This is a genomic window from Thiohalophilus sp. (assembly GCF_034522235.1).
GTDB lineage: Bacteria > Pseudomonadota > Gammaproteobacteria > UBA6429 > Thiohalophilaceae > Thiohalophilus.
This window is the reverse complement of sequence record NZ_JAXHLN010000003.1, coordinates 1,055,929-1,079,399: the sequence shown is the minus strand read 5'-3', so window position 1 is coordinate 1,079,399 and position 23,471 is coordinate 1,055,929. Positions and strand designations below refer to the sequence as shown.

The 23,471-nt window shown below is 59.7% G+C and carries 19 protein-coding genes; 5 read left to right on the top strand and 14 right to left on the bottom strand.

Features of this window, described 5'->3' with window-relative positions:
* Position 1: 1 nt before the first annotated feature.
* The 4 genes from U5J94_RS08260 to U5J94_RS08245 all read right to left on the bottom strand — a co-directional run bounded on the left by U5J94_RS08260 (position 2) and on the right by U5J94_RS08245 (position 5,675).
* Complete coding sequence (locus U5J94_RS08260) at positions 2–346, bottom strand: hypothetical protein (protein WP_322565168.1); 345 nt, start codon at positions 344–346, stop codon at positions 2–4.
* Positions 347–385: 39 nt separating this feature from the next.
* Complete coding sequence (locus tag U5J94_RS08255; protein WP_322565167.1) at positions 386–1,288, bottom strand: selenium metabolism-associated LysR family transcriptional regulator; 903 nt, start codon at positions 1,286–1,288, stop codon at positions 386–388.
* 158 nt (positions 1,289–1,446) lie between these two features.
* Positions 1,447–4,665: an efflux RND transporter permease subunit gene (locus U5J94_RS08250; protein WP_322565166.1), complete on the bottom strand. Its 3,219-nt coding sequence runs from the start codon at positions 4,663–4,665 to the stop codon at positions 1,447–1,449.
* Positions 4,662–5,675 carry an efflux RND transporter periplasmic adaptor subunit gene (locus U5J94_RS08245; RefSeq protein WP_322565165.1) on the bottom strand — a complete coding sequence of 338 codons (1,014 nt, stop codon included), beginning with the start codon at positions 5,673–5,675 and terminating at the stop codon, positions 4,662–4,664. The genes U5J94_RS08250 and U5J94_RS08245 overlap by 4 nt, the downstream gene beginning before the upstream one ends.
* A gap of 210 nt (positions 5,676–5,885) precedes the next feature.
* Between U5J94_RS08245 and ettA the strand changes: the two genes are divergently transcribed.
* Positions 5,886–7,547, top strand: coding sequence for an energy-dependent translational throttle protein EttA (gene ettA, locus U5J94_RS08240; protein ID WP_322565164.1), 1,662 nt, complete (start codon positions 5,886–5,888; stop codon positions 7,545–7,547).
* Positions 7,548–7,579: 32 nt separating this feature from the next.
* Here the strand turns inward: ettA and U5J94_RS08235 are convergent, their stop codons facing one another.
* The 3 genes from U5J94_RS08235 to U5J94_RS08225 all read right to left on the bottom strand — a co-directional run bounded on the left by U5J94_RS08235 (position 7,580) and on the right by U5J94_RS08225 (position 9,834).
* On the bottom strand, positions 7,580–7,846 hold the full coding sequence (locus U5J94_RS08235; protein ID WP_322565163.1) for a DUF6763 family protein: 267 nt from the start codon (positions 7,844–7,846) through the stop codon (positions 7,580–7,582).
* Between the two features lie 185 nt (positions 7,847–8,031).
* On the bottom strand, positions 8,032–8,670 hold the full coding sequence (locus U5J94_RS08230; protein WP_322565162.1) for a DUF2914 domain-containing protein: 639 nt from the start codon (positions 8,668–8,670) through the stop codon (positions 8,032–8,034).
* A gap of 180 nt (positions 8,671–8,850) precedes the next feature.
* Positions 8,851–9,834, bottom strand: coding sequence for a 2-hydroxyacid dehydrogenase (locus U5J94_RS08225; RefSeq protein ID WP_322565161.1), 984 nt, complete (start codon positions 9,832–9,834; stop codon positions 8,851–8,853).
* Positions 9,835–9,940: 106 nt separating this feature from the next.
* Here U5J94_RS08225 and hemH point away from each other — a divergent pair, with 106 nt between their 5' ends.
* Positions 9,941–11,026, top strand: a complete 1,086-nt coding sequence (gene hemH, locus U5J94_RS08220; protein WP_322565160.1) for a ferrochelatase — start codon at positions 9,941–9,943, stop codon at positions 11,024–11,026.
* A 386-nt stretch (positions 11,027–11,412) separates the two neighbouring features.
* Here the strand turns inward: hemH and soxB are convergent, their stop codons facing one another.
* Together soxB and U5J94_RS08210 are read right to left on the bottom strand one after the other, a co-directional pair.
* Positions 11,413–13,230, bottom strand: coding sequence for a thiosulfohydrolase SoxB (gene soxB, locus U5J94_RS08215; RefSeq protein WP_322565159.1), 1,818 nt, complete (start codon positions 13,228–13,230; stop codon positions 11,413–11,415).
* A 247-nt stretch (positions 13,231–13,477) separates the two neighbouring features.
* Positions 13,478–13,639, bottom strand: a complete 162-nt coding sequence (locus tag U5J94_RS08210) for a hypothetical protein (protein WP_322565158.1) — start codon at positions 13,637–13,639, stop codon at positions 13,478–13,480.
* A 156-nt stretch (positions 13,640–13,795) separates the two neighbouring features.
* Here U5J94_RS08210 and U5J94_RS08205 point away from each other — a divergent pair, with 156 nt between their 5' ends.
* A complete protein-coding gene (locus U5J94_RS08205; RefSeq protein WP_322565157.1) occupies positions 13,796–14,440 on the top strand; it encodes a hypothetical protein in 645 nt (214 codons plus the stop codon).
* A gap of 201 nt (positions 14,441–14,641) precedes the next feature.
* On the opposite strand, the gene clpB is transcribed toward U5J94_RS08205, so the two are convergent.
* Together clpB and U5J94_RS08195 are read right to left on the bottom strand one after the other, a co-directional pair.
* Positions 14,642–17,233, bottom strand: a complete 2,592-nt coding sequence (gene clpB, locus U5J94_RS08200; RefSeq protein WP_416224206.1) for an ATP-dependent chaperone ClpB — start codon at positions 17,231–17,233, stop codon at positions 14,642–14,644.
* Positions 17,234–17,664: 431 nt separating this feature from the next.
* Positions 17,665–18,018, bottom strand: a complete 354-nt coding sequence (locus U5J94_RS08195) for a TraR/DksA family transcriptional regulator (RefSeq protein WP_322565155.1) — start codon at positions 18,016–18,018, stop codon at positions 17,665–17,667.
* A gap of 259 nt (positions 18,019–18,277) precedes the next feature.
* Between U5J94_RS08195 and U5J94_RS08190 the strand changes: the two genes are divergently transcribed.
* Both U5J94_RS08190 and U5J94_RS08185 read left to right on the top strand, forming a co-directional pair.
* Positions 18,278–19,768 (top strand): SulP family inorganic anion transporter, encoded by a 1,491-nt coding sequence (locus tag U5J94_RS08190; RefSeq protein WP_322565154.1) that lies wholly within the window; start codon positions 18,278–18,280, stop codon positions 19,766–19,768.
* A gap of 13 nt (positions 19,769–19,781) precedes the next feature.
* The gene (locus tag U5J94_RS08185; RefSeq protein ID WP_322565153.1) at positions 19,782–20,624 is read left to right on the top strand and encodes a universal stress protein; all 843 of its coding nucleotides are present in this window, start codon (positions 19,782–19,784) and stop codon (positions 20,622–20,624) included.
* An 8-nt stretch (positions 20,625–20,632) separates the two neighbouring features.
* Here the strand turns inward: U5J94_RS08185 and U5J94_RS08180 are convergent, their stop codons facing one another.
* The 3 genes from U5J94_RS08180 to rluD form a co-directional block, all read right to left on the bottom strand.
* Entirely contained in the window at positions 20,633–21,412 is a 780-nt protein-coding gene (locus U5J94_RS08180; protein WP_322565152.1) for a ZIP family metal transporter, read from the bottom strand.
* Positions 21,413–21,735: 323 nt separating this feature from the next.
* Positions 21,736–22,479, bottom strand: coding sequence for a peptidoglycan editing factor PgeF (gene pgeF / locus U5J94_RS08175; protein WP_322565151.1), 744 nt, complete (start codon positions 22,477–22,479; stop codon positions 21,736–21,738).
* Positions 22,476–23,450: a 23S rRNA pseudouridine(1911/1915/1917) synthase RluD gene (gene rluD / locus U5J94_RS08170; protein WP_322565150.1), complete on the bottom strand. Its 975-nt coding sequence runs from the start codon at positions 23,448–23,450 to the stop codon at positions 22,476–22,478. Before rluD ends, pgeF begins: the two co-directional genes overlap by 4 nt.
* Positions 23,451–23,471: the final 21 nt, after the last annotated feature.

Genomic DNA, 23,471 nt, shown 5'->3' with positions numbered 1-23,471 from the left:
TTTATTCTTCTTTTCTCAGTGACTGGTAGTGACGTTCGAAAATCATTTCCAGTTCGTCAATCACCTCAACGGCATCACGTCCGTGCATCATATGGTCGGTCACCAGACCGGCGGTTTCATGCAACAATTTATCCTTGTTCAACATCGGGTAGGTTCGGGACAATCGCTTGATAGCCGCAATGACGGTCTCATTCTCCGGCCGGGGCAATTCCAGCGGCTCGTTTACAGTCGCCGGCGCGGCGGGATACTGCTGGGCCAGAAAGCGGGCATAATCGAGCAGGCCCTGCCGGCCTTCGGCAGACAGCTGGTAAAAATAATCCAGGAGTTGATTTTCCAGTTTACTCACCGGTCCGTACCGTGTTGACAGTCACAGACCGATGATAAATCAATGCGGGTGGGACTTGCAGTAGGCACGGGCGAAACTGAGCAACTCATCCATCGCGCGGATCTTGAATTTCTGCTTCTGATGCACGAAGGAAAAGGGCCGTTCCACCGGCGGATCGAGCCTGACCGCCACCAGGGTGCCCAGCTTGAGCTCTTTTTCGATGGTGGCGCTGGAGAGCACCGAGACGCCCATACCGGCCTCGACCGCGCCCTTGATCGCCTCCAGACTGCCCAGCTCCATGGACAGGTTGAGATCCGAGGCGCTGATGCCGGCCCGGGTCATGCTCTCCAGCATCACCTCACGCGTCCCGGACCCCTCTTCCCGGCAGATAAACGGGTAGTCGGCGATCTGCTTCACCGGCACCACCTCCTGCCGGGCCAGGGGATGGTCCGGCGGCACGATCAGCACCAGCTTGTCGGTACGGCATTCCTCCACCACCAGGTTCTTGTTGGTGACCGGGGCCTCGACCACCCCCAGATCGATGGCGTTGTTCTCCACCATGCTGACGATACCGTCGGTATTGGCGACCCGCAAACGGATGGTGACATCGGGATACTGTTTTTTGAAATCGCGCAGCAACTCGGGGAGCATGTATTCGGCAATGGTCGAGCTGGCGCCGATAATCAGCACCCCGCTGACGTCCCCGGTCAGCTCGCGGACCGAGTTATCCATTTCGGCGTAAAGCTCGAAGATCCGATTGGCGCACTCGTACACGCGCTGCCCCGCCTCGGTCAGGCTGATGCGGTTGTGGGTCCGATCGAACAGGCGGGTATTGAACTGTTCCTCCAGCTGGCGTACCTGAAAGGTCACCGCCGGCTGGGTCATGTGCAACTCTTCCGCCGCCTTGGTAAAGCTCAGTAACCGGGCAACTGTCTGAAAAACCTGTAATCTTCTGTCCGCCATCCGACCTCTCGCCGCCTATTGCAATAATAATCTTTATCTATACATGCATCGGTAAAACTAAGGGGCGAAATGGTAGCAAGTCTGGCGCCAAAACAAAACTGGTTTTGCCGCCGGAAGCGGATTTAACCTGCTGAATTTCAGGATTTTTCAGTACAAAATCAGCTTTCCATGCGCTTGTACATGAAGGCGTAATAGAGCACCGGAATCACCACCAGGGTCAGCACCGTCGAGACCAGAATCCCGAAGATCAGCGACAGGGCCAGCCCGCTGAAGATGGGATCATCCAGAATGAACATCGCCCCCAGCATCGCCGCCAGACCGGTCAGGACGATGGGCTTGGCCCGCACCGCCCCCGAGCGAAGTACCGCGTCCTGGAACGGGACCCCCGCCGCGACCTCCTGATTGATGAAATCCACCAGCAGGATCGAGTTGCGCACGATGATCCCGGCCAGGGCGATCATGCCGATCATGGAGGTGGCGGTGAACTGGGCTCCCCACAGGGCATGGCCCGGCATCACCCCGATGATGGTCAGTGGAATGGGCGCCATAATGATCAACGGTACCAGGTAGGAGCGGAACTGCCCCACCACCAGCAGGTAGATCAGCAGCAGCCCGACCGAATAGGCGATGCCCATATCGCGGAAGGTCTCGTAGGTGACCTGCCACTCGCCGTCCCACTTGATGCCGTACTGGTAGGGATTGTCGGGCTGACTGATCAGAAACTGGTTGAGCGGCCGCCCCTGGTCAATGTCCATCTCCCCCAGGCTGCCATACATGTCGAACATGGCATACAGCGGGCTGTCGAGCTGGCCGGCGGCATCGCCGGTGACAAACACGACCGGCAGCAGATCCTTGTGGTAAATGGCATGCTCGCGCTGGGTCGGCACGATCTCGACAAAGTCGGACAACGCCACCAGATTGCCCTCGCGGCTGCGGATGGGCAACAGCAACAGACTGTCGAGTCGCGCCTTGTCGGCGACCTCAAACTCCATGCGGATCGGCAGCGGGTACTTGAGATTACCCGGATGCAGGTAACTGGCATCCTCGCCACTCAATGCCGCCGACAGGGCGGCGACCACCGACTGCTGACTGACGCCCAGCAGGGCCGCTTTTTGCTGATCGACCTGCAGGATGTACTTGGGCGAACGGACTTCGATACTGTCATCCACATCCACCACCTCGTCGGTCTGCTCAAAGACCTGACGGATCTGCTTGGCTACGCGGATCTGGCCTTCGTAATCCAGCCCGTAGACTTCGGCCACCAGCGGCGACATTACCGGCGGGCCCGGCGGGACTTCGACCACCTTGACGTTGGCATTATGCCGCTGGCCAATCGCCTGCAGCGGACCACGCACCGCCAGGGCGATCTCGTGGCTTTTGCGATCCCGGTCGCTCTTCTCGGCCAGGTTGACCTGGATATCCCCGACGTTGGCCCCCTCGCGCAGATAGTACTGGCGCACCAGGCCATTGAAATTGATCGGCGAGGCATTGCCCGCATAGATCTGGTAATCACTGACTTCGGGCACTGTGGCCAGATAACGACCCAATTCGCCCAGCACCCGGTTGGTCTGCTCCAGGCTCGTCCCCTCGGGCATGTCCACCACCACCTGGAACTCGGACTTGTTGTCAAACGGCAGCATCTTCATGACCACCAGCTTGAACCCGGCCAGGCTGACCGACAGCACAATCAACGCCATGATCACATAAAACATCGTGCGCCGCCGCGGTGCGCCCTGATCGCGATTGAGAAACGGTCCGACATATTTTATAAACAGCCCGTGCAGCCGTTCGGTGATGCGATCTTCCTGCTGCTCGTGGGCGATATGCTGGCGCCCCAGTACCTTGTTGGCCAGCCACGGCGTGACCACGAAGGCGATGATCAACGAGATCAGCATCCCGATGCTGGCATTGATCGGGATCGGGCTCATGTAGGGCCCCATCAGGCCGGTCACAAAGGCCATCGGCAACAGCGCCGCGATGACGGTAAAGGTGGCCAGAATCGTCGGCCCGCCGACCTCATCCACCGCCACCGGAATCGCCGCCAGCAGTTTCTTGCCGCCCATCTGCATATGCCGGTGGATGTTCTCCACCACCACGATGGCATCATCGACCAGAATCCCGATGGAGAAGATCAGCGCGAACAGCGAAACCCGATTGAGGGTAAACCCATACGCCCAGGAAGCGAACAGGGTAATCGCCAGCGTGATGACCACCGCCGCGCCGACGATCAACGCCTCACGCCAGCCCAGTGCCAGCAACACCAGCAGCACCACCGAGGCGGTGGCGAAGACCAGCTTGGTGATCAGGGTCATGGCCTTGTCATTGGCCGTCTTGCCGTAATTGCGGGTCACGGTGACGTTAACCCCGTCGGGTATAAAAATGCCCTTGATCTGGTCCACCCGCTCGATCACATTCTCGGCGATGTTGACCGCATTGGTGCCCGGCTGCTTGGCGATGGCCACGGTCACGGCCGGGAACTCGCCCTGCGCCGTGATGCCCTTGTCCGCCGCGGCCGGGCCGGTGCCCAGACGCACATACTGCTCGGGCTGATCCGGGCCGCGCCGTACGGTTGCCACATCCCGCAGGTAAACCGGCTTGCCTTCATGTACGCCGACGATCAGGTTCTGTACCTCGCCCTCGCTGCTGAGGAACGTGCCGGTCTGCACCGGGATTTCCCGGTTTTCGCCCACCAGCGACCCGGCCGGCCGGGTCGCATTGCTCTGTTGCAGGGCATTGCGCAGATCGGAAACCGCCAGGTTGTAGGCCGACAGGCTGGCCGGATCCAGCAGCACATGCACCACCTGATCCGGGCCGCCCAGGGTATAGATATCGCGGGTACCCTTGACCCGCTTGAGTTCCGATTCGATCGAATGGGCGACCTTGCCCAGATCCTCGCCGCTGTAACTGGCGTCCTCGCTCCACAGGGTCAGGGAGACGATAGGTACATCATCGATGCCCTTGGGCTTGATGATCGGCTGGGCCACACCGAGACCCGGCGGCAGCCAGTCCTGTTTGGAGTACAGCGCGTTATACAGTCGGACGATCGCCTGGGTACGATCCTCGCCCACCTTGAACTGCACGGTGATGGTGGACATGCCCGGGCGCGAGACCGAATAGACATGCTTGAGTCCTTCCAGCTCGGAGAGGATCTGTTCCGCCGGGGTGCTGACCAGCTCCTCGACCTCTTTCGCCGAGGCGCCGGGAAAACCGATAAAGACGTTGGCGAAGGTGACATTGATCTGTGGCTCTTCCTCGCGCGGCGTCACCAGCACCGCAAACACGCCGAGCAGGAAGCCGACCAGTGCCAGTAACGGGGTGATCTCGGAAGTGAGAAACTGTTTGGCCAGTCCCCCGGAGACGCCCAGCTTCTCAGTCATTGGCGCTCACCTGCCTGCTGTTCCTTGTAATATGCCGTGGCGCGGATGGGATCCAGGGCCACCTGCTCGCCCTCCTCGAGTCCCGCCAGCACCTCGACCATGCCGTCATCGAACTGCTCGCCGATACGCAACTGACGCAAATGCAAACCGCCCTGCTCATCGAGCACGTAGGCGCCCGTGACTTCACTGCGATGGACCACGGCCTGCCTCGGAATCAACAGGCGCCGGGCTTCATCCACCACAAACGCCACCTTGACGAACATGCCGGGATAGATCCCGTGATCCCCCTCGGGCAGCCGGACCCGGACATTGAAAGTATGGCTCCGGGTATCGGCGTAGGGGGAAATGCGCAGCGACTCGGCATCGACACTGCTTTGACCGTTGCGATCCAGCAACACCCGTGCTGCTTGCCGTTGGCGCACTACCCGTACCATCTCCTGCGGGATATCGACCGACGCGCGCAACAACTCCAGCGAAATACCGGTAAACAGCGGCTGCCCCACGCTGGCCAGCTCACCGACCTCCACATGGCGCTTGACCACAATCCCGCTGTAGGGTGCGCGCACCCGGGTATGCTCCAGCTCCTCGCTGGCCTGTTCGAAAGCCGCTTTGGTCGATTTCAGTCGCGCCTCGGCCTTGTCCAGCACCGATTTGGCGACCAGCTGTTTCTCGTAGATATCCTTGACCCGCTCAAACTCGGCCCGGGCCTCGTCGTAATTGGCCTTGGCGGCGTTATAACGCGCGCGCTGATCCTTGTCGCGAAACTGCAGCAGCAGTGCATCCTTTTCCACATAATCGTCGACATCGTAATGGATCTCGACCACCCGCCCGGAAGTCTGGGCCGACACGGTTGCCTCATGAACCGCTTCGATGCGCCCATCCAGCACCCGCTCCAGCGGCCGGGTTTGCAGGCTGGCCGTGGCGCTTTCCAGTTCCGCCGCCAGCGCTGACGACAATCCCGTGATCGCCATACCCCAGACCAGGGCGGTAGTGTGTAATGCAGCCCGCATGAATCGACTCCTCAAGATCAGCAATGAGTTAATCATATCAACATCGGCGGGACAGGAAACCCCTATTCGCAAGGGACGCGGGACGAGTAACGAGTGACGAGGAATTGAAAATCATCATCACCCGGCACCGGGACGTATCACCCTGGCAGGCGATTCCGTTACAATGGCGAGTCAGTAACACGCTTTAAATTCTGGAGAAACATATCCCCTATGGCTCAGTATATTTACACCATGAACCGCGTCAGCAAGGTGGTTCCACCCAAGCGCACGATTCTCAAGGACATCTCCCTGTCATTTTTCCCCGGCGCCAAGATCGGTGTGCTGGGACTCAACGGGTCGGGCAAATCCACATTGCTGCGGATCATGGCCGGGCTGGATACCGAGATCGAGGGCGAGGCGCGGCCGCAGCCGGGGATCAACATCGGCTACCTCTCCCAGGAGCCGGAGTTGGATGATACCAAGAGCGTGCGCGAAAACGTGGAAGGGGCGCTGCAACACATCAAGGACGCCCAGGCCCGGCTGGAAGCGATCTACGCCGCCTACGCGGAACCGGACGCCGACTTCGACGCCCTGGCCGCCGAGCAGGGCGAGCTGGAAAACCTGTTGCAGGCCACCGACGGCCACAACCTGGAACGGACCCTGGAGATCGCCGGCGACGCCCTGCGCCTGCCGCCCTGGGATGCCGAGGTCAGCAAACTCTCCGGCGGCGAGCGCCGCCGCGTGGCACTGTGCAAACTGCTGCTCTCCAAGCCCGACATGTTACTGCTCGACGAGCCGACCAACCACCTGGATGCCGAGTCGGTCGCCTGGCTGGAGCGCTTCTTACATGATTACAGCGGCACCGTGGTGGCGGTAACCCATGATCGCTATTTCCTCGACAACGTGGCCGGCTGGATCCTGGAACTGGATCGGGGCGAAGGCATTCCCTGGCAGGGCAACTACTCCTCCTGGCTGGAGCAGAAGGAAAAGCGGCTGGAGATGGAAGAGAAGCAGGAACAGTCGCGGATCAAGACCATCAAGGGCGAGCTGGAGTGGGTGCGCACCAACCCCAAGGGGCGACAGGCCAAGAGCAAGGCGCGCCTGGCCCGCTTCGAGGAGCTCTCGTCAAAGGATTACCAGAAGCGTAACGAGACCAACGAGCTGTTCATTCCGCCCGGCCCCCGGCTGGGCGATCTGGTGGTCGAGGCCAACCACATTCGCAAGGGCTTCGACGACAAGCTGCTGGTGGACGATCTGAGCTTCAACCTGCCGCCCGGCGGGATCGTCGGCATCATCGGCCCCAACGGGGCCGGCAAGACCACGCTGTTTCGCATGCTGGTTGGCCAGGAACAGCCCGATGACGGCGAACTACGCATCGGCGACACCGTGCAACTGGCCTACGTGGATCAGAGCCGCGATGCGCTGGATGGCAGCAAAACCGTCTGGGAAGAGATCTCCGACGGCCAGGACATCATGCGCGTGGGCGATTTCGAGATCAATTCACGCGCCTATGTCGGCCGCTTCAACTTTCGCGGCAGTGATCAGCAAAAACGGGTTGGCGATCTCTCTGGCGGCGAGCGCAACCGCGTCCATCTGGCCAAACTGCTCAAAAGCGGCGGCAACGTCCTGCTGCTGGACGAACCGACCAACGATCTCGACGTGGAAACCCTGCGCGCGCTGGAGCAGGCGTTACTCGAATTTCCCGGTTGCGCGGTGATCATCTCGCATGATCGCTGGTTCCTGGATCGCATCGCCACCCACATCCTGGCGTTTGAAGGTGACAGTCAGGTCACCTGGTTCGAGGGCAATTACGCCGACTACGAAGCGGATCGCAAACGCCGGCTCGGCGACGAGGAGCCCCATCGAATCAAATACAAACGTCTGGATAAATAAGCCGTAAAGGTTCAGAGGCCGGGTAACGGCCCTTACGACCATTCGGGGCTGGGGTGATAATCGTCCGCCAGGATATTTAATTCATCATCGAGTTCGTCAAACGGTCCGCTACTGTCACTGGGTTCGGCGATCGTGGTCACCGCCAGTTCAGCCCAGACTTCCCAATCCACTTCTTCCACATCCCCGTCAAAAAACTGAATATCGATACTCTCTTCATCACTGGCCACGACTTCAAAAATCCGGTTGTCCCTGTCCAGATACCACTGACCAATCACGGGTTCATACGGTTTTTCCTGCATACGCCCCTCCCTCCGAATCTGCCTCGGTGCGGGAAACCTGTATCGAAGTCGCGCGGTAGCAGGCCGCTCTTATACAGTAGCAGGGGTGCTCGAAATGTCATCCTGAAACGGGGGAATGTCGCAAGGCCCTCACAAATGTGAAAGGCCTTGAACATTATTTTGCGAGTCGTTGAATAAAGGCGGTTTTAGTCCTGCATGGGCGAACTGGCGTCCGGTGTCATGTTGTCAGAGCCCGCTTCCCCGGCGGACGATTCTTCAACATCATTTTCGGCCGGCGCGGCTTCAGCCTCCCCGGCGGGCATCGCCCCGGTATCATCGGCGCTCGAAGTGGCTTCAACATAGCTAACGCTGTCGGTGGCAATCACCTCGTCGGCGGCATTAATCACCGACACGGTCCACTCACCGGTCCAGTCCGGCAGAATGCGTTTGCTGGACCAGACCCGCCAGCGCGGCCCTTTGACGTTGAACTCCACTTCCGCCATCACCTCGCCCTGGTATTCCCAACGGTGTCTGGCAGTCTGGCCTTCCATATCACGCAGTTCGGTAAAGTAATAGACTTCCCGGGTTTCGTTATCCAGCTGAGCGACATCATCCACCGGTTCACGATCCTCGATCCGGGTGGTAAAGGCCGAACGCATCACGCTGCCCGAAGAAAACCCGCTTTGTTCCCTGGCCGCGCCCTGCGTGTCGCCGGCTTGCTCTTCCTGTTCAGTCGTCGGCATGGCGGGCGAGGTCTCCTGATCCTCGTCCGTCGCCTGTTGGGCAATTGCCAGCTGACTGACGCCAAGCAGCATGGCCAGCAGTAATCCGTGTTGTTGCTTCATGATTTCACTCCCTTAGAGTCGCTTGCGTGTGTCCGTGGCCGGGCAGGATTCGTTCGCTGCCGTACCACGTGATTGTCGGGCGCTTATGAAACGGTGTTTTGGCGGTTCTATCTGTGATGTCAATCACAGGCCCACCACGACCTGTGTGACGGGTTTTGCAAGCTGCCCGAAAAAACGGTTTTAAACGACCGCATTACGCAGCGGCCCACCGCGCAAATAGCTGTCGATATTCCGCGCCACCTGATCGAGCAGCCGTTGCCGGGCGGCCCGACTCGCCCAGGCGATGTGCGGCGTCACAATGAGATTCTCCAGCCTGGCCTGTAACAGCGGGGTCTTTTCATCCGGAGGTTCCCGCTCCAGCACATCTATCCCCGCCCCGCCGAGGCGGCCGTTGGCCAATGCCCGATACAGTGCCGATTCATCGACGATACCGCCGCGGGCCGTATTGATCAAAATCGCATCCGCTTTCATTAACGCCAGTTGGTCGGCGCCGATCAGCTGACGGGTCTGTTCGCTCAGCGGACAATGCAGGCTGACCACATCGGCCTGCTGCAACAATTCGTCCAGATCGACCCGGCCCCGACGTTGATCCCGCCGGTCGCGCCGCGCGATCAACGAACGCATTCCGAACGCCTCGCCCATCCCGGCCACGGCCCGGCCGAGTTCGCCATAACCAATGATGCCCAGTGTTTTGTCCTGCAATTCCTCGATGGGGTAGTCGAGCAGACAAAAATGCGGACTCTGCTGCCAACGTCCCTGTTCCAATGCCGTGGTATAGGCCGGCAGACGGCGCAACAAACAGAGTAGGAGCATAAACACATGCTGAACCACCGAGGGGGTGGCATAGCCGGTCACGTTGCAGACGCCGATACCCTGATTGCGGGCCGCCTCCAGATCCACATTGTTGACACCGGTGGCCGCGACCGCGATCAATTCGAGATCCGGCAGTCGGGCAAGCCGTGATGCATCCAGTACCACCTTGTTGGTCACCACAACCGCGGCCCCCTGCAAGCGTTCGACGACCTGGTCAGGATTGGTCGCCGGATTGTACTGCCAGTCAATCGGCAACGCCCTGATGGCGGCAAAATCCAGATCGGGCGCATTCACTGCGCCGGCCGTCAGGCTGCCGGTATCCACAAATACCCCGCACCGATTCGCTGCCATGTATGCCCCGCCCTGCTGCTAAACCGATCCGGAGTATATTTGCCACTTTTGCCAGCGCGCAAACTCCGCGATAATCCCCGCTACACTCATTAACAAGGTTTGGCGCATGACATTCAAGGGCACGCCCGGTTTCACCCACGATCAGCCCGATCAGATCGGTATCCTGCTCACCAATCTCGGGACCCCGGACGCGCCGGACAGCGGTGCGGTACGCCGTTATCTGGCCGAGTTCCTCGCCGATCCGCGCATCGTGGAGATGCCTCGCTGGTTATGGCGAATTATCCTGCACGGAGTCATTTTACGTATTCGCCCGCCGCGCGTCGCCCACGCCTATGCCAGCGTCTGGCGCGAGGACGGCGCCCCACTGCTCGCCTATACCCGCAAGCAGGCCCGAGCCCTGCAACCGGTGCTGGAAACGACGTTTCAACAGCCGCTTAAAGTGGCTATCGGAATGCGTTATGGCAATCCGTCGCTGGCGGACGGCCTGGCCGAACTGCAGGCCGCCGGGGTACGTCGAATTCTGGTGCTGCCGCTCTATCCACAATATTCGGCCACCACCACTGCCTCGACCTTCGACGCCATCGCCGACGAGCTGAAGACCTGGCGCTGGCTACCGGAACTGCACATGCTGACCAGCTACCACGATCATCCCGGCTATATCGGCGCTCTGGCCGACAGTATCCGGCAATACCAGCAAGAGCACGGCACACCGCAAAAACTGCTGTTCTCCTTCCACGGTCTGCCCAAACGTTATCTGCTGGCCGGCGATCCCTACTTCTGCCAGTGCCACAAAACCGCGCGTCTGGTCGCCGAACAGCTCGGTCTGCCCGACGACGCCTGGCAGGTCACCTTCCAGTCCCGCTTCGGCCGGGAGGAGTGGCTGCAGCCCTACACCGACTTCACCCTCAAGGCGTTACCCGATGAAGGCATTCGTCACGTGCAGGTGATCAGCCCGGGCTTTTCCAGCGACTGTCTGGAAACCCTGGAAGAGATCGACATGCAGAACCGGGAATTTTTCCTCGAGGCCGGCGGCGAACGGTTCGCCTACATCCCGGCATTGAACGACCGTCCCGAACACATCCGCTTTCTCGCCGATCTGATCGGCGAACACACAGGCGCCTGGCAGTCTTTACCCGTAGCCAACACGGCCACTCGGAGACAGCTGGCAAAAAAAGAAGGTGCCGAAGAATAACCCGGAGCACGCAGCACATGCATACGACAATCATTCCAGGTTGATTTTTACCACGAAGACACGAAGGCACGAAGTAAGGCTGTTCACCTTGAATCCGTAATGAGTCTGTCTGCATGGCTGCAAAAACTCTTCGTGACTTCGAGCCTTCGTGGTTTGGGTTTCATACCCCAAAAGCGTAGACAGTTGCTCGTTTAGGGGCCAGGACCTAGGACCTGGATCCTGGAAACAGAAAAGTCACGTAGGCTTCGCCAACGTGACCTACCCACTTGATAAAAGAAATTAACGCAGAGGCGCAAAGGCGCAAAGGCGCAGAGAACGCAAAAATTTTATTCAATTAAAAAAGGGGAGCTAACGCTCCCCTTTTTTATCGTGATACGACAAGCCGATCAGGCGTTATAGTCCGCCAGGCCGGGATTATCTTTCACATTAACCAGCTTGGGTGTGTTGAGTTTCTTGACGGTTGCCACTTTCTCGGCCCGCAGATACTCGGCCACCACGTCCCAGATATCCTTGCCTTCGCGCGGATTGGCTGAAACCGAGGCCCAGCCGGCGACGCTGTACTCCTTGTCAGCCTCGATCGGGGTACCGTCATCCAGGCGCATGTCCTTGATGCGATTGCCGATCTTCTTCGTGGGATCGATGGTGTAATCCAGGCCGCCGACGCGCACCATGTCCCCGCCCTGCTGGCGATAGGGATCTTCGTGGAAGATGTTGTCGGCCACGTCTTCGAGAATCAGCTTGATGTTTTCACCGCTGATGTTGTCGACATAGGTTTCCGGATAGGTCAGACAGGTCTGGGTCATGACATGTTCCATGGTGATCGGCTGACCCGGCAACACGGAAACACCCCAGCGGAAGCCCGGTGAGAAGGAGATCTGGGCGCCGCCCACTTCGCGCAGGGCATCGCAGATAAGCTGATCGAAGGTGCCATTGAAGTTGCCGCGGCGATAGAGCAGATCATCCGCCACCGCCAGCTCTTCATTGAGCGTGTCCAGATACGGCTTGCGGACCTCTTCAATGTAGCTGGCCATTTCCTGATCCGGCTCCAGGAAGTTGGAGAAGACCGGCAGCAGTTTGTAGTCGTAGCCCTGTACCTTGCCGTTACGGACGTCAAACTGCATGACGCCGAGGAACTTGCCGTTGGAACCGGCATTGGTCACCAAGGTGGTGCCGCCCTTGTTCTTCACTTCCAGGGCGCCCGGCATGCCGTCATGGGTGTGACCGCCAAAGATGGCATCGATACCGCTGACCTGGGAGGCCATCTTGATGTCCACATCCATGCCGTTGTGCGAGAGTACAACAACCGCATCGGGTTTTTCGGTTTCACGCACCTGGTTAACGATGGTCTGCATCGCTTCGTCACGAATACCAAAGGTCCAGTCGGGGATAAAGCGCTCACCGGGGTTGGCGATCGGGGTATAGGGGAATGCCTGGCCGATCACGGCGACACGAATCCCCCCCTCCATTTCCTTGATGGTGTAAGGCTTGAAGGCGCGCAAGGAAGATTCATTGTAATGCTCAAAATCCTCGAATTTGTAATCAAAACTGGCTTCAGCTTTGACGAACACGTTTTGACAGACAAAATCACCGTCGAAATCCTTGACGTTGGAGATCACTTCTTTCTCATGGTAGGTGAATTCCCAGTGACCGGTCATCACATCCACGCCCAGCAGGTTGGTCGCACCAACCATGTCCTTGCCGCGCGTCCAGTAGGCGGTCCCGGAGCCCTGCCAGGTGTCGCCGCCGTCCATCATCAGTGTACGACCGGCACCGTGGTCGGCACGCAGTTTTTTGATCAGCGTGCGCAGATGGGAGAAGCCCCCGACCTTGCCGTATTTTTCCGCCGCCTCGGCGAAGTTCAGATAGGTAAAGGCATGCGCCTCGGGCGTGCCGGGTTTGATCCCGTAATAGTCGAGCAACTCGTTGCCCACAATATGCGGCGGCCGACCACGGGCATCGTGCAGTCCCAGATTGACGTTCGGCTCGCGGAAATAAACCGGATTCAACTGCGCGTGGCAGTCGGTCATGTGCATGAACGTCACGTTCCCGAATTTGGGTACGTTGTACATATCTTCGGGGGCTATACCCTGGCCGGTTTTGGTCACCCCGGCTGTACCGCTTGACTTGTTGTCGCAACCCGGCAACATGCCCGCAGCCGCAGCCATACCCATGACCTGGATAAATTCACGGCGATTAATAGACATTCAGTCCTCCTCGTATATCTTCAGTTAAGTCTTTGTTTTTACTGTAGTAATTGTTTTTTTCTTATCGCCCGTCTGAGCAGGCTGTTCACCGGAATCACATTCTGTGATCTCACAGCGGCATTTTGTCATGATAGTACAAACCTTTCCTCCGATGCATGTGTTTACATGCGCCGGTCGACAAAACCGCGATCAGACATGCGGATTGCAGCCCTTTTTCCTCTCCCGCAACGTCAGGTTGCAGATTGCATCAATGGCCCGTCTCCATCGCCCCGCTCGGGCCCGCAGCCCGACCATGCAGGCGATAACCCAGCAACAGAACCAGGATGACGGCATAAGCCAGCGGCTCGCGAATATCGGCTTTCACCAGCAGGAAAAATACAGCACGCCCAGCGGGGCAATATTTTGACATGGAAGCTCCAGAGCCTGGGGGATTAGCCTTATGACACCCCACCACCGGGCAAGTTCATCCACATAAGCAACGGCTAATTTAAGCCATCCAACGGCTGTCGTGGGGTCAGAGGCTGAGCTATGATGCACCACGCAGAATCAAAACAAGACAGGCTTGATGAGCGCCACCGACCCGACCACATCCCCCGCCGGCAACCGGCGGATTAACACGGTACTGTCCCAACAGTCACGCAGTATGGGACAGTTACGGCGTATCGAAATCTATAATGACAAGTTCGTCAAAATCACCAATCAGGATCTGTTCGGACGGCAAAGCTATCATCTGAACCTGGGTATGCTGGAGCCCTGGCCGGTACGTCACCGGCGTATCGCCTGGCGCTGGTTGCTGGGACTGGTCTATTTTGCGCTGACCACTCTGGCGTTCGGCTATTATCTCTGGCTGCATCAGGAGCCCGAGACACTGAACCGCCTGTTGCCGTTTATCGTTACTTTTATATTACTGACCTGCGGTTTTCTGATCCTGTTTATCTACTACTCCCCCAATGTCACCGAGTTTCGCAGCCGCTACGGCAGTTGCCCGCTGTTGCGCCTGCTGTACAACAAGCCCGATCCCGAAAGTTTTCGCCACTTTGTGGCCGAACTGCGCACCCGCATCCTGGCCGCCAGCCAGGCGATTACGTTTGATAAAAAAGAGATGCTGGCGATCGAGCTGAAAGAACTGCGCCGCCTGTCGGACGAAGGCATCATCGCCCGGGACGACTACCGCCGCGCCCGCCAGCGCATCATGAACATGCACTTTTAAAATAAAATAATCACCACCAAGGCTCCAAGACACCAAGACACCAAGACACCAAGACACCAAGACACCAAGACACCAAGACACCAAGAAACACAGTAATAATATTTCGTAATACTGCAAACAGATCATGCGTACATAAAAATGCCGGCTTTCGCCGGCAAATTTATTTCTAACTTGGTGTATTTGTGTCCTGGTGGTGTGCTCTTATGCCGCCGAGGCCTTGCGGTCGGATTTGCCGAACACGAACCGGTCGTCTTTGACATCGACCTTGATCACATCCCCTGGTACGAACTTACCGGAGAGTATCTCCTGCGCCAGGGTGTTTTCCACCTGTTGCTGTATCGCGCGCTTGAGCGGCCGGGCACCGTAGACCGGATCGAAGCCGGCCTCGCCGATCTTGTCCAGTGCCGCCTCGGTCAGTTCGACATCCATGTGCCGATCCTGCAGCCGCTGGCGCAGGTAATCGAACTGAATACCGGCGATGGCACGGATCTGTTCGCGGGCCAGCGGATGGAACACGACGACTTCGTCGACGCGGTTGATGAACTCGGGCCGGAAGTGCTGGCCGATGATCTCCATCACCGTGGCTTTCATCGCCTGATAGTTCTCCTCGCCGGCCATCTCCTGGATCTGTTGTGAACCCAAATTGGAGGTCATGACGATAACAGTGTTACGAAAATCCACGGTCCGCCCGTGACCGTCGGTCAGGCGGCCGTCATCCAGCACCTGCAACAAAATGTTGAACACATCGGTATGGGCCTTTTCCACTTCGTCGAGCAAAATTACTGAATAGGGTTTGCGACGTACCGCTTCGGTCAGGTACCCCCCTTCCTCGTAGCCGACATACCCCGGCGGCGCACCGATCAGTCGGGCCACCGAGTGTTTCTCCATGAACTCGGACATGTCGATGCGTACCATGGCCTCTTCGGTATCGAACAGGAAGGAGGCCAGCGACTTGGTCAGCTCGGTCTTGCCCACCCCGGTCGGGCCAAGGAACAGGAACGAGCCGTTGGGTCGGTTGGGATCGGAGAGGCCGGCGCGCGAACGGCGAATGGCGTCGGCCACCGATTTGACCGCCTCGTCCTGCCCGACCACGCGCTGGTGTAACGCCTCTTCCATGCGCAGCAGCTTGTCGCGCTCGCCCTCGAGCATCTTGGAGACCGGGATGCCGGTCCACTTGGAGACCACTTCGGCAATCTCCTCTTCGGTCACCGAAGTGCGCAGCAGGGTGGTTTCCTGTACCTCGGCCTGGGAGGCCATCTCCAGTTGTTTTTCCAGTTCGGGGATCTTGCCGTACTGCAGCTCGGACATGCGGGTCAGATCGCCGGCCCGGCGCGCGGTGTCCAGTTCAATGCGGGCCCGCTCCAGTTCTTCCTTGACATGCTGGGAACCCTGCACCGCGGCTTTTTCCGAATTCCAGATCTCTTCGAGATCGTGGTATTCGCGTTCCAGCTTGCTGATCTCCTCTTTCAGCTTGCCGAGACGTTCCAGCGAGGCTTCGTCACTCTCTTTTTTCAACGCTTCATGTTCGATCTTGAGCTGAATCAGCCTGCGATCGAGTTTATCCATGGATTCGGGCTTGGAATCGATCTCCATGCGAATCCGGCTGGCCGCCTCGTCCACGAGATCAATTGCCTTGTCGGGCAACTGTCGCTCGGTAATATAACGGTGTGACAGCATGGCGGCGGAGACAATGGCCGGGTCGGTAATATCCACCCCGTGATGCACTTCGTATTTCTCTTTCAGGCCGCGCAGGATCGCCACGGTGTCTTCCACGCTCGGCTCGTCCACCTGCACCTTCTGGAAACGACGCTCCAGGGCCGCGTCCTTCTCGATGTACTTGCGGTACTCGTCCAGGGTGGTGGCGCCGATGCAGTGCAGTTCGCCACGCGCCAGGGCCGGCTTGAGCATGTTGCCGGCATCCATCGAGCCTTCCGCCTTGCCGGCACCGACCACGGTATGTATCTCGTCGATAAACAGAATGATCTGGCCTTCCTGTTTGGAGAGATCACTGAGCACACCCTTGAGACGCTCCTCGAACTCGCCGCGGAACTTGGCGCCGGCCAGCAGCGAGCCCATGTCCAGGGAGAGCACCCGCTTGTTCTTCAGACCATCGGGCACCTCGCCGTTAATAATCCGTTGCGCCAGCCCCTCGACGATGGCGGTCTTGCCCACGCCGGGCTCGCCGATCAGCACCGGATTGTTCTTGGTACGCCGCTGCAACACCTGGATGGAACGGCGGATTTCATCATCACGCCCGATAACCGGATCCAGCTTGCCTTGCTCGGCCCGCTCGGTCAGATCGATGGTGTATTTTTCCAGTGCCTGGCGCTGTTCCTCGGCGTTGGGATCATCCACCTGTTGCCCGCCGCGCACATTCTCGATGGCTTTTTCGAGAGCACCCTTGTCGGTGCCGGCCTTGCGCAGCAGTTCGCCCAGGTTGCTCTTGTCGTCCACCGCCGCCAGCACGAACAGTTCACTGGTGATGTACTTGTCCTGACGCTTTTGCGCCAGCTTGTCGGTCAGATTCAGCAGTCGCGACAGCTCGTTGGAGACGTGCACCTCGCCGGTGGCATCCTCGATCTGCGGCAGATGATCCAGCGCTTCACCCAGCTGGGAGCGCAGCAGATTGACGTTGACGTCGGCCTGGGCCAGCAGATGCGAGACGCTGCCGCCTTCCTGATCCAGCATGGCGCTCATCAGATGCACCGGCTCGATCATCTGGTGATCGCGGCCGACCGCCAGGCTCTGGGCATCGGCGATCGCCATCTGGAATTTGCTGGTGAGTTTGTCCATTCGCATGAGTCGTTTTCCCCTGTACGGATAAAATTTCAGATACTCCAACAAAAATAGGGCCGGTTGCGGGGGATTCAAGGCTCAACGGCAAAACAGGTCCTCAACGATAGACCCGATCAGGCTCAAGGCCACTGTCCTGCCCGTGTAAATTAAGTATTCCGAATACCCGATCACTTTGTTCAAGAGATTGCTTCGCTTCGCTCGCAATGACCGAAAATAATAGTGTCATTGCGAGGAACAACGTGACGAAGCAATCTCTCTGGATGGGTATTCGGAACACTTATTTAGCCGGCGAATAAACGCGGAGAGAGACGCTAATTTTGAATGCTGAGTTTGAAATGTTGAATCGTAAACGGGCATTGCATTCAAAATTCAGCATTAAAAACTCAAAATTGCCTTCCGAACTCTGCGTTTTATTACCGCCTTGCAAATCATTGTTCGCTGGCGCTGGCGCAGCGGATGCAGAGGGTGGCGGCCGGATCGGCATGCAGGCGGGCGGGGGCAATTTCTTCTTCGCAGCGCAGACAGTAGCCGTAGTCGCCCGCGTCCATGCGCCGCAGTGCCGATTCAATTCGCACCAGCATCTGCTGACGCCGCTGGCCGGCGGCCCGGGACATGGCCTGCCCCTGCAGGGCGTCCATGCGCGACAGGCGGCCGACGCGGGTCTGATCCAGCTCGACGGTGGCGCTGGCCTCGGTATTGGCAGCGCGGCTTTCATCCAGCGCGGCCCGCTGTGCCAGCAGGGCAGTGCGCAGTTGTTCGAGTTCGGTATCTGTCAGGCTCATAGGAGGATGATACGCCTTAATCGGTCGGCAGCACACCCGCCGTGCCTCGCCCCGCGTTTTGTGCTATAGTACGCGCCGCGTTTGCCCCCGCACCCCTCACGCAACTACCGACTTTCTGTCCGGTATTGCGCACCGGCCGTGCCCGCCAATGCTTTCATTCTCCTGACTTGATCAAGTCGTTGCCGCCACTGGCGGCTGTGTTGCGCCGGCCTGTGCCTGCGCGTGGCGCACGACAATTGCGAACCGGAATACCGACAACATGTACCAGACCCTGAAAACCAACTGGCTCAGCAACCCGCGTGGCGATCTGCTCGCCGGCATCGTGGTGGCCCTGGCGCTGATTCCCGAGGCCATTGCCTTTTCCGTCATCGCCGGAGTCGATCCCAAGGTCGGCCTCTATGCCTCGTTCTGTATTGCCGTGGTCATCGCCTTTACCGGGGGTCGTACCGGCATGATCTCCGGCGCCACCGGGGCCATGGCGCTGCTGATGGTGACCCTGGTCAGTCAACACGGGCTGGAATACCTGCTGGCCGCCACCCTGCTGACCGGCGTGCTGCAGATTGGCGCCGGCTATCTCAAGCTGGGCTCGCTGATGCGTTTTGTCTCGCGCTCGGTGGTGACCGGTTTCGTCAACGCGCTGGCGATTCTGATCTTTTTGGCCCAGTTGCCGGAGCTGAACCCGGCCACCGCCGGGGTGACCTGGCATGTCTACGCCATGACCGCCGGCGGACTGGCGATCATCTACCTGTTTCCCTATCTCACCAAATCCATCCCCTCGCCGCTGGTGACCATCGTGGTGCTGACCGCGCTGGCCATCTGGCTGGATCTGGATATTCGCAACGTCGGCAGCATGGGCGAGTTGCCCGACACCCTGCCGGTCTTCCTGTGGCCCGACCTGCCGCTCAATCTCGAAACGCTATGGATCGTTCTGCCCTACTCGATCTCGCTGGCCGTGGTCGGCCTGCTGGAGTCACTGATGACTGCCACCATCGTCGACGATCTGACCGACACAACCAGCGACAAGAACCGCGAATGCAAGGGCCAGGGCATTGCCAATATCGGCGCCGGCCTGCTGGGCGGCATGGCCGGTTGCGCGATGATCGGCCAGTCGGTGATCAACATCAAATCCGGCGGCCGCACCCGGCTCTCCACCCTGATGGCCGGGGTATACCTGTTGCTGATGGTCGTGTTTCTCGGCCAGTGGGTGGCACAGATCCCCATGGCCGCGCTGGTGGCGGTGATGATCATGGTTGCCATCGGCACCTTCAGCTGGGAGTCGATCCGCAACCTGAAAAAACACCCGATGAGTACCAACATTGTTATGGTTGTCACGGTCATCGTCGTGGTCGCGACCCACAACCTGGCGTATGGTGTATTCGTCGGCGTACTGCTGGGCGCGCTGTTTTTCGCCAACAAGGTGGGCCAGTACAAGTACGTGGTTTCGGAACGGGATGAGCAAAACGCGACCCGCACCTACCGGGTGGTAGGACAGGTCTTTTTCGCCTCGGCGGACAAATTTGTGGAGTCCTTCGATTTCAAGGAAGCGCTGAATAAAGTGGTCATCGATCTCTGCCAGGCCCACTTCTGGGATATCACCGCCGTGGCGGCGCTGGACAAGGTCGTGCTCAAGTTCCGCCGCGAAGGCACCGAGGTGGAAGTGATTGGCCTCAACGAGGCCAGCGCCACCATCGTGGATCGCTTCGCGGTCCATGACAAACCCGACGCCGTCGACAAATTGATGGCCCACTGACAGGATACGCCTTATGCCCAATGTCATTGCCTGTATCGACGGTACCGCGGTCTCCACCGCGGTCAGCGACTGCGCCGCCTGGGCCAGCCTGCAACTGGATGCCCCGCTGGTCCTGCTGCATGTACTGGACAAGTCGGAATACCCGGCACAAACCGACCTGAGCGGCAACATCGGCCTGGGCAGTCGCGAAACCCTGCTTCAGGAACTGGCGGAGCTGGATGAAAAGCGCGGCAAGCTGGCCATGGAACAGGGCCGGCTGATGCTCGAGTCCGCCAAACAGCGCGCGCTGGAGGACGGCGTCAGCGAACCGATCACCCATCAGCGCCACGGCAGCCTGATCGATTCGCTGCTGGCCATCGAACAGGACACCCGCCTGCTGGTGCTGGGCAAACACGACGAGAAGCTCAAACCCCACGTCGGCAGCCGCGTGGAAAGCGTGGTGCGCAGCCTGCACTGCCCGATCCTGGTCACCACTGAAACCTTCAGCGCGCCACGCAAAGTCATGCTCGCCTTCGACGGCAGCGAGACCACCCGCAAGGGCGTCGAGATGGTCGCCAGCAGTCCGCTATTTAAAGGGATTCCCTGCCACCTGGTGATGGCCGGCAATGACACCAGGACCCATCGCGAGCAATTAGACTGGGCGCGAAACACACTCGAACAGGCCGGCTTCGATGCCCCGGCCACGATCATCAGCGGGGATGTTGAGCGGGTGTTATGTGACTACCGCGCGGCCAATGACATCGACATGCTGATCATGGGCGCCTGGGGCCACTCGGTGATTCGCCGGTTCCTGGTCGGCAGCACCACCACCAGCGTGGTGCGCAACGCCGCCGTGCCGGTGTTGTTGCTGCGTTGAGAAACGCGCTAATGCAGGGTTGAGTGCGCCAGATAAATGACCACGACCCCCAGCAAAATAAGAACAATCTGCTGGACGGTTTGACTGAACTCGACGCGCTTGTGCAGGCCCGGAATCAGATCGGCCACGGCGATATAAATAAAGCTGGAGGCGGCGATCGCCAGCACATAGGGCAGAGCCTGTTGCATATCGGCCAGGCTGTAATAGGCCAGACCGGCGCCGATCAGCGTGGTCAGGCTGGCCAGGACGTTAAACACAAACGCCTTGCGCTTGCTGAAGCCGCTTTGCAACAGCACGGCGAAGTCACCGACTTCCTGCGGGATCTCATGCGCCGCCACCGCCAGCGCGGTGACAATACCCAGGTGAATGTCGGTCATGAAGGCCGCAGCAATCAAAACCCCGTCCACGAAATTATGCACCCCGTCGCCGATCAGGATCAGGGTCCCCGCCGCGTTATGGTTCTCATGCGCATGCGGTTCGGGGGTATGCGCCTCGCAGACTTCGTGATGGCAATGGCGCCACAGCACCATCTTCTCCAGCAGGAAAAACCCCAGCACCCCGAACAACACGGTCATGCCCAGCAGATGAAAGTCGTCCGTGCCGGCCAGGCTGTGGGGCAAGAGGGCCAGAAAAGCCGCACCCAGGAGGGCGCCGATGGCAAAGCTCACAAAATGGGGCAGCAGCCGATCCCGGGTAAAACCGGGGATCAGCAAAAACAGCGCGGCCGCCAGCACACTCAGCACCCCGCCGAGCAGACTGAACAGCAAAATCCAGGTAAATAACGACATCAGATTTCCAGGTCGGCAAAAAACTTTAGCATGATACACAGGGTGGCGCTGGTTTGGGAGGCAGGAGACCCGCCCTCTGGCCGATTGTCTGGAGCGGTACGATCGGCGAGGTTATATCGCCGACAGGGCTCGGCTCCCACAGGGGTACTGGTTTTCGGGTTGCCGGAACCGGGTTGGCAGCTGCCCTGAAGACCAGGTAGGCCCGATCTAGCACCCTTCGGGCATAAACTCCGCGGTATCGGGCACTCTTCGGGTTGCCGGACACCGCTTCGCTATGTCCGGCCTACCTGCAAGAAGAGTCACTAGCACCTGGTAACTAGCACCTAGCAACTGTCATCCGGCGCCAGCCAGATGACACTGGCCATGCGCCCGGTCACGCCGTCCCGGCGATAGGAATAGAACCGTTCGGCATCGGTAAAGGTGCAATACTCGCCGCCATTGATCTGCTCGACGCCGCGCTGCTGCAAACGGCGCCGCGCCAGCGCGTAGATATCCATCAGCCAGTGATCGGGTCGGGTCGGCGTGAACGCCTCGTCGCTATCGGGATCGGGCCCGACAAAGGCCCGGCGCACCTCGTCGCCGATTTCATAGACCCCGGGGCCGATGGCGGGACCGAGCCAGGCCAGGATCTGATCGGCCGGGGCCTGAAACTGATCCAGTGCCGCCTCGATCACCCCGCTGCTCAGGCCGCGCCAGCCGGCATGCACCGCGGCGACTTCCCGGCCATTGCGATCGCAGAGCAGTACCGGCAGGCAATCGGCGGTGAGCACCGCGCAGATCACCCCCGGTGTACGCGTATAGGCCGCATCGGCCTCCAGACCGATCCGGCCGTTGTGTTCCAGCACCGCCACCCGGGTGCCGTGGACCTGTTGCAACCAGCCCGGTTCACCCGGCAATCCCAGTCGGGCCCGGTTAGTGGCCACGGCCTGCGGGGCGTCGCCCACGTGGGATGCCGGATTCAGTGAATCGTACGGCGGTTCACTCACCCCGCCCTGACGGCAACTGGTGCCGGCCTGCACTGTCGACGGGGCCGCCCAGTCCGGGGTAATAAACCGATCCCGATTCATTCGCGCTCCCCCGCCCCGCCCAGATCCTGTTGCAGCACGTCGATCAGCTGCGCCATATCCGTCGGCAACGCCTGTTCCCACTGCATCATCTCGCCGCTGAGCGGGTGCTGCAGCCCCAGCTTGCTGGCATGCAGGGCCTGGCGTTTGAAGCCACGCAAAGTCTCACCCAGCACCTCGTTCGCCCCCTTCGGAATTCGCAGGCGGCCGCCGTAGGTCGGGTCGCCCACCAGTGGATGGTGAATGTGCGCCATGTGAACCCGGATCTGGTGGGTCCGCCCGGTTTCCAGCGTCACGCGCAGCCAGGTATGGGCGCGAAAGCGCTGCGCGACCCGATAATGGGTGATGGCCGGCTTGCCGTTCTGGACCACCGCCATGCGTTTTCGCTGGGTCGGATGGCGGGCAATCGGCGCGTCCACCTTGCCGCCGCCGGTCAGCACGCCGTTGACCACGGCCTGATACTCGCGCAAAAAACGCCGCGCCTGGAGTTGTTCCACCAGCTGTTTCTGGGACCCCAGGGTGCGCGCCACCACCAGCAGGCCGGTGGTCTCCTTGTCGAGCCGATGCACGATACCAGCGCGCGGTACCGTGGCCAGCTCCGGATCGTGGTGCAACAGCGCATTGAGCATGGTTCCCTCGGGGTTGCCGGCCGCCGGATGGACCACCAGCCCGGCCGGCTTGTTGAGCACGATCAGCGCCTCGTCCTCATACACAATATCCAGCTTGATCGGCTGGGCCTGCCACTCGCCCTGCGCCTCGTGTACCGCCTCGATCTCGACCTGCTCGCCCCCGACGACCTTATCCCGGCCCCGCAGCTGACGGCCATCCACCCGCACGCAGCCCTGCTTGAGCCACTGCTGCAGACGCGAGCGGGAATACTGGGAAAAGAGCCGGGCCAGAGCCTGATCCAGTCGTTGGCCGGCCAGGCTGTCGGGCACCTCGCCGCTGAGATATTCTGTCCGTTGTGTCGTCATTAACCTGTTTCAGGGTATAAT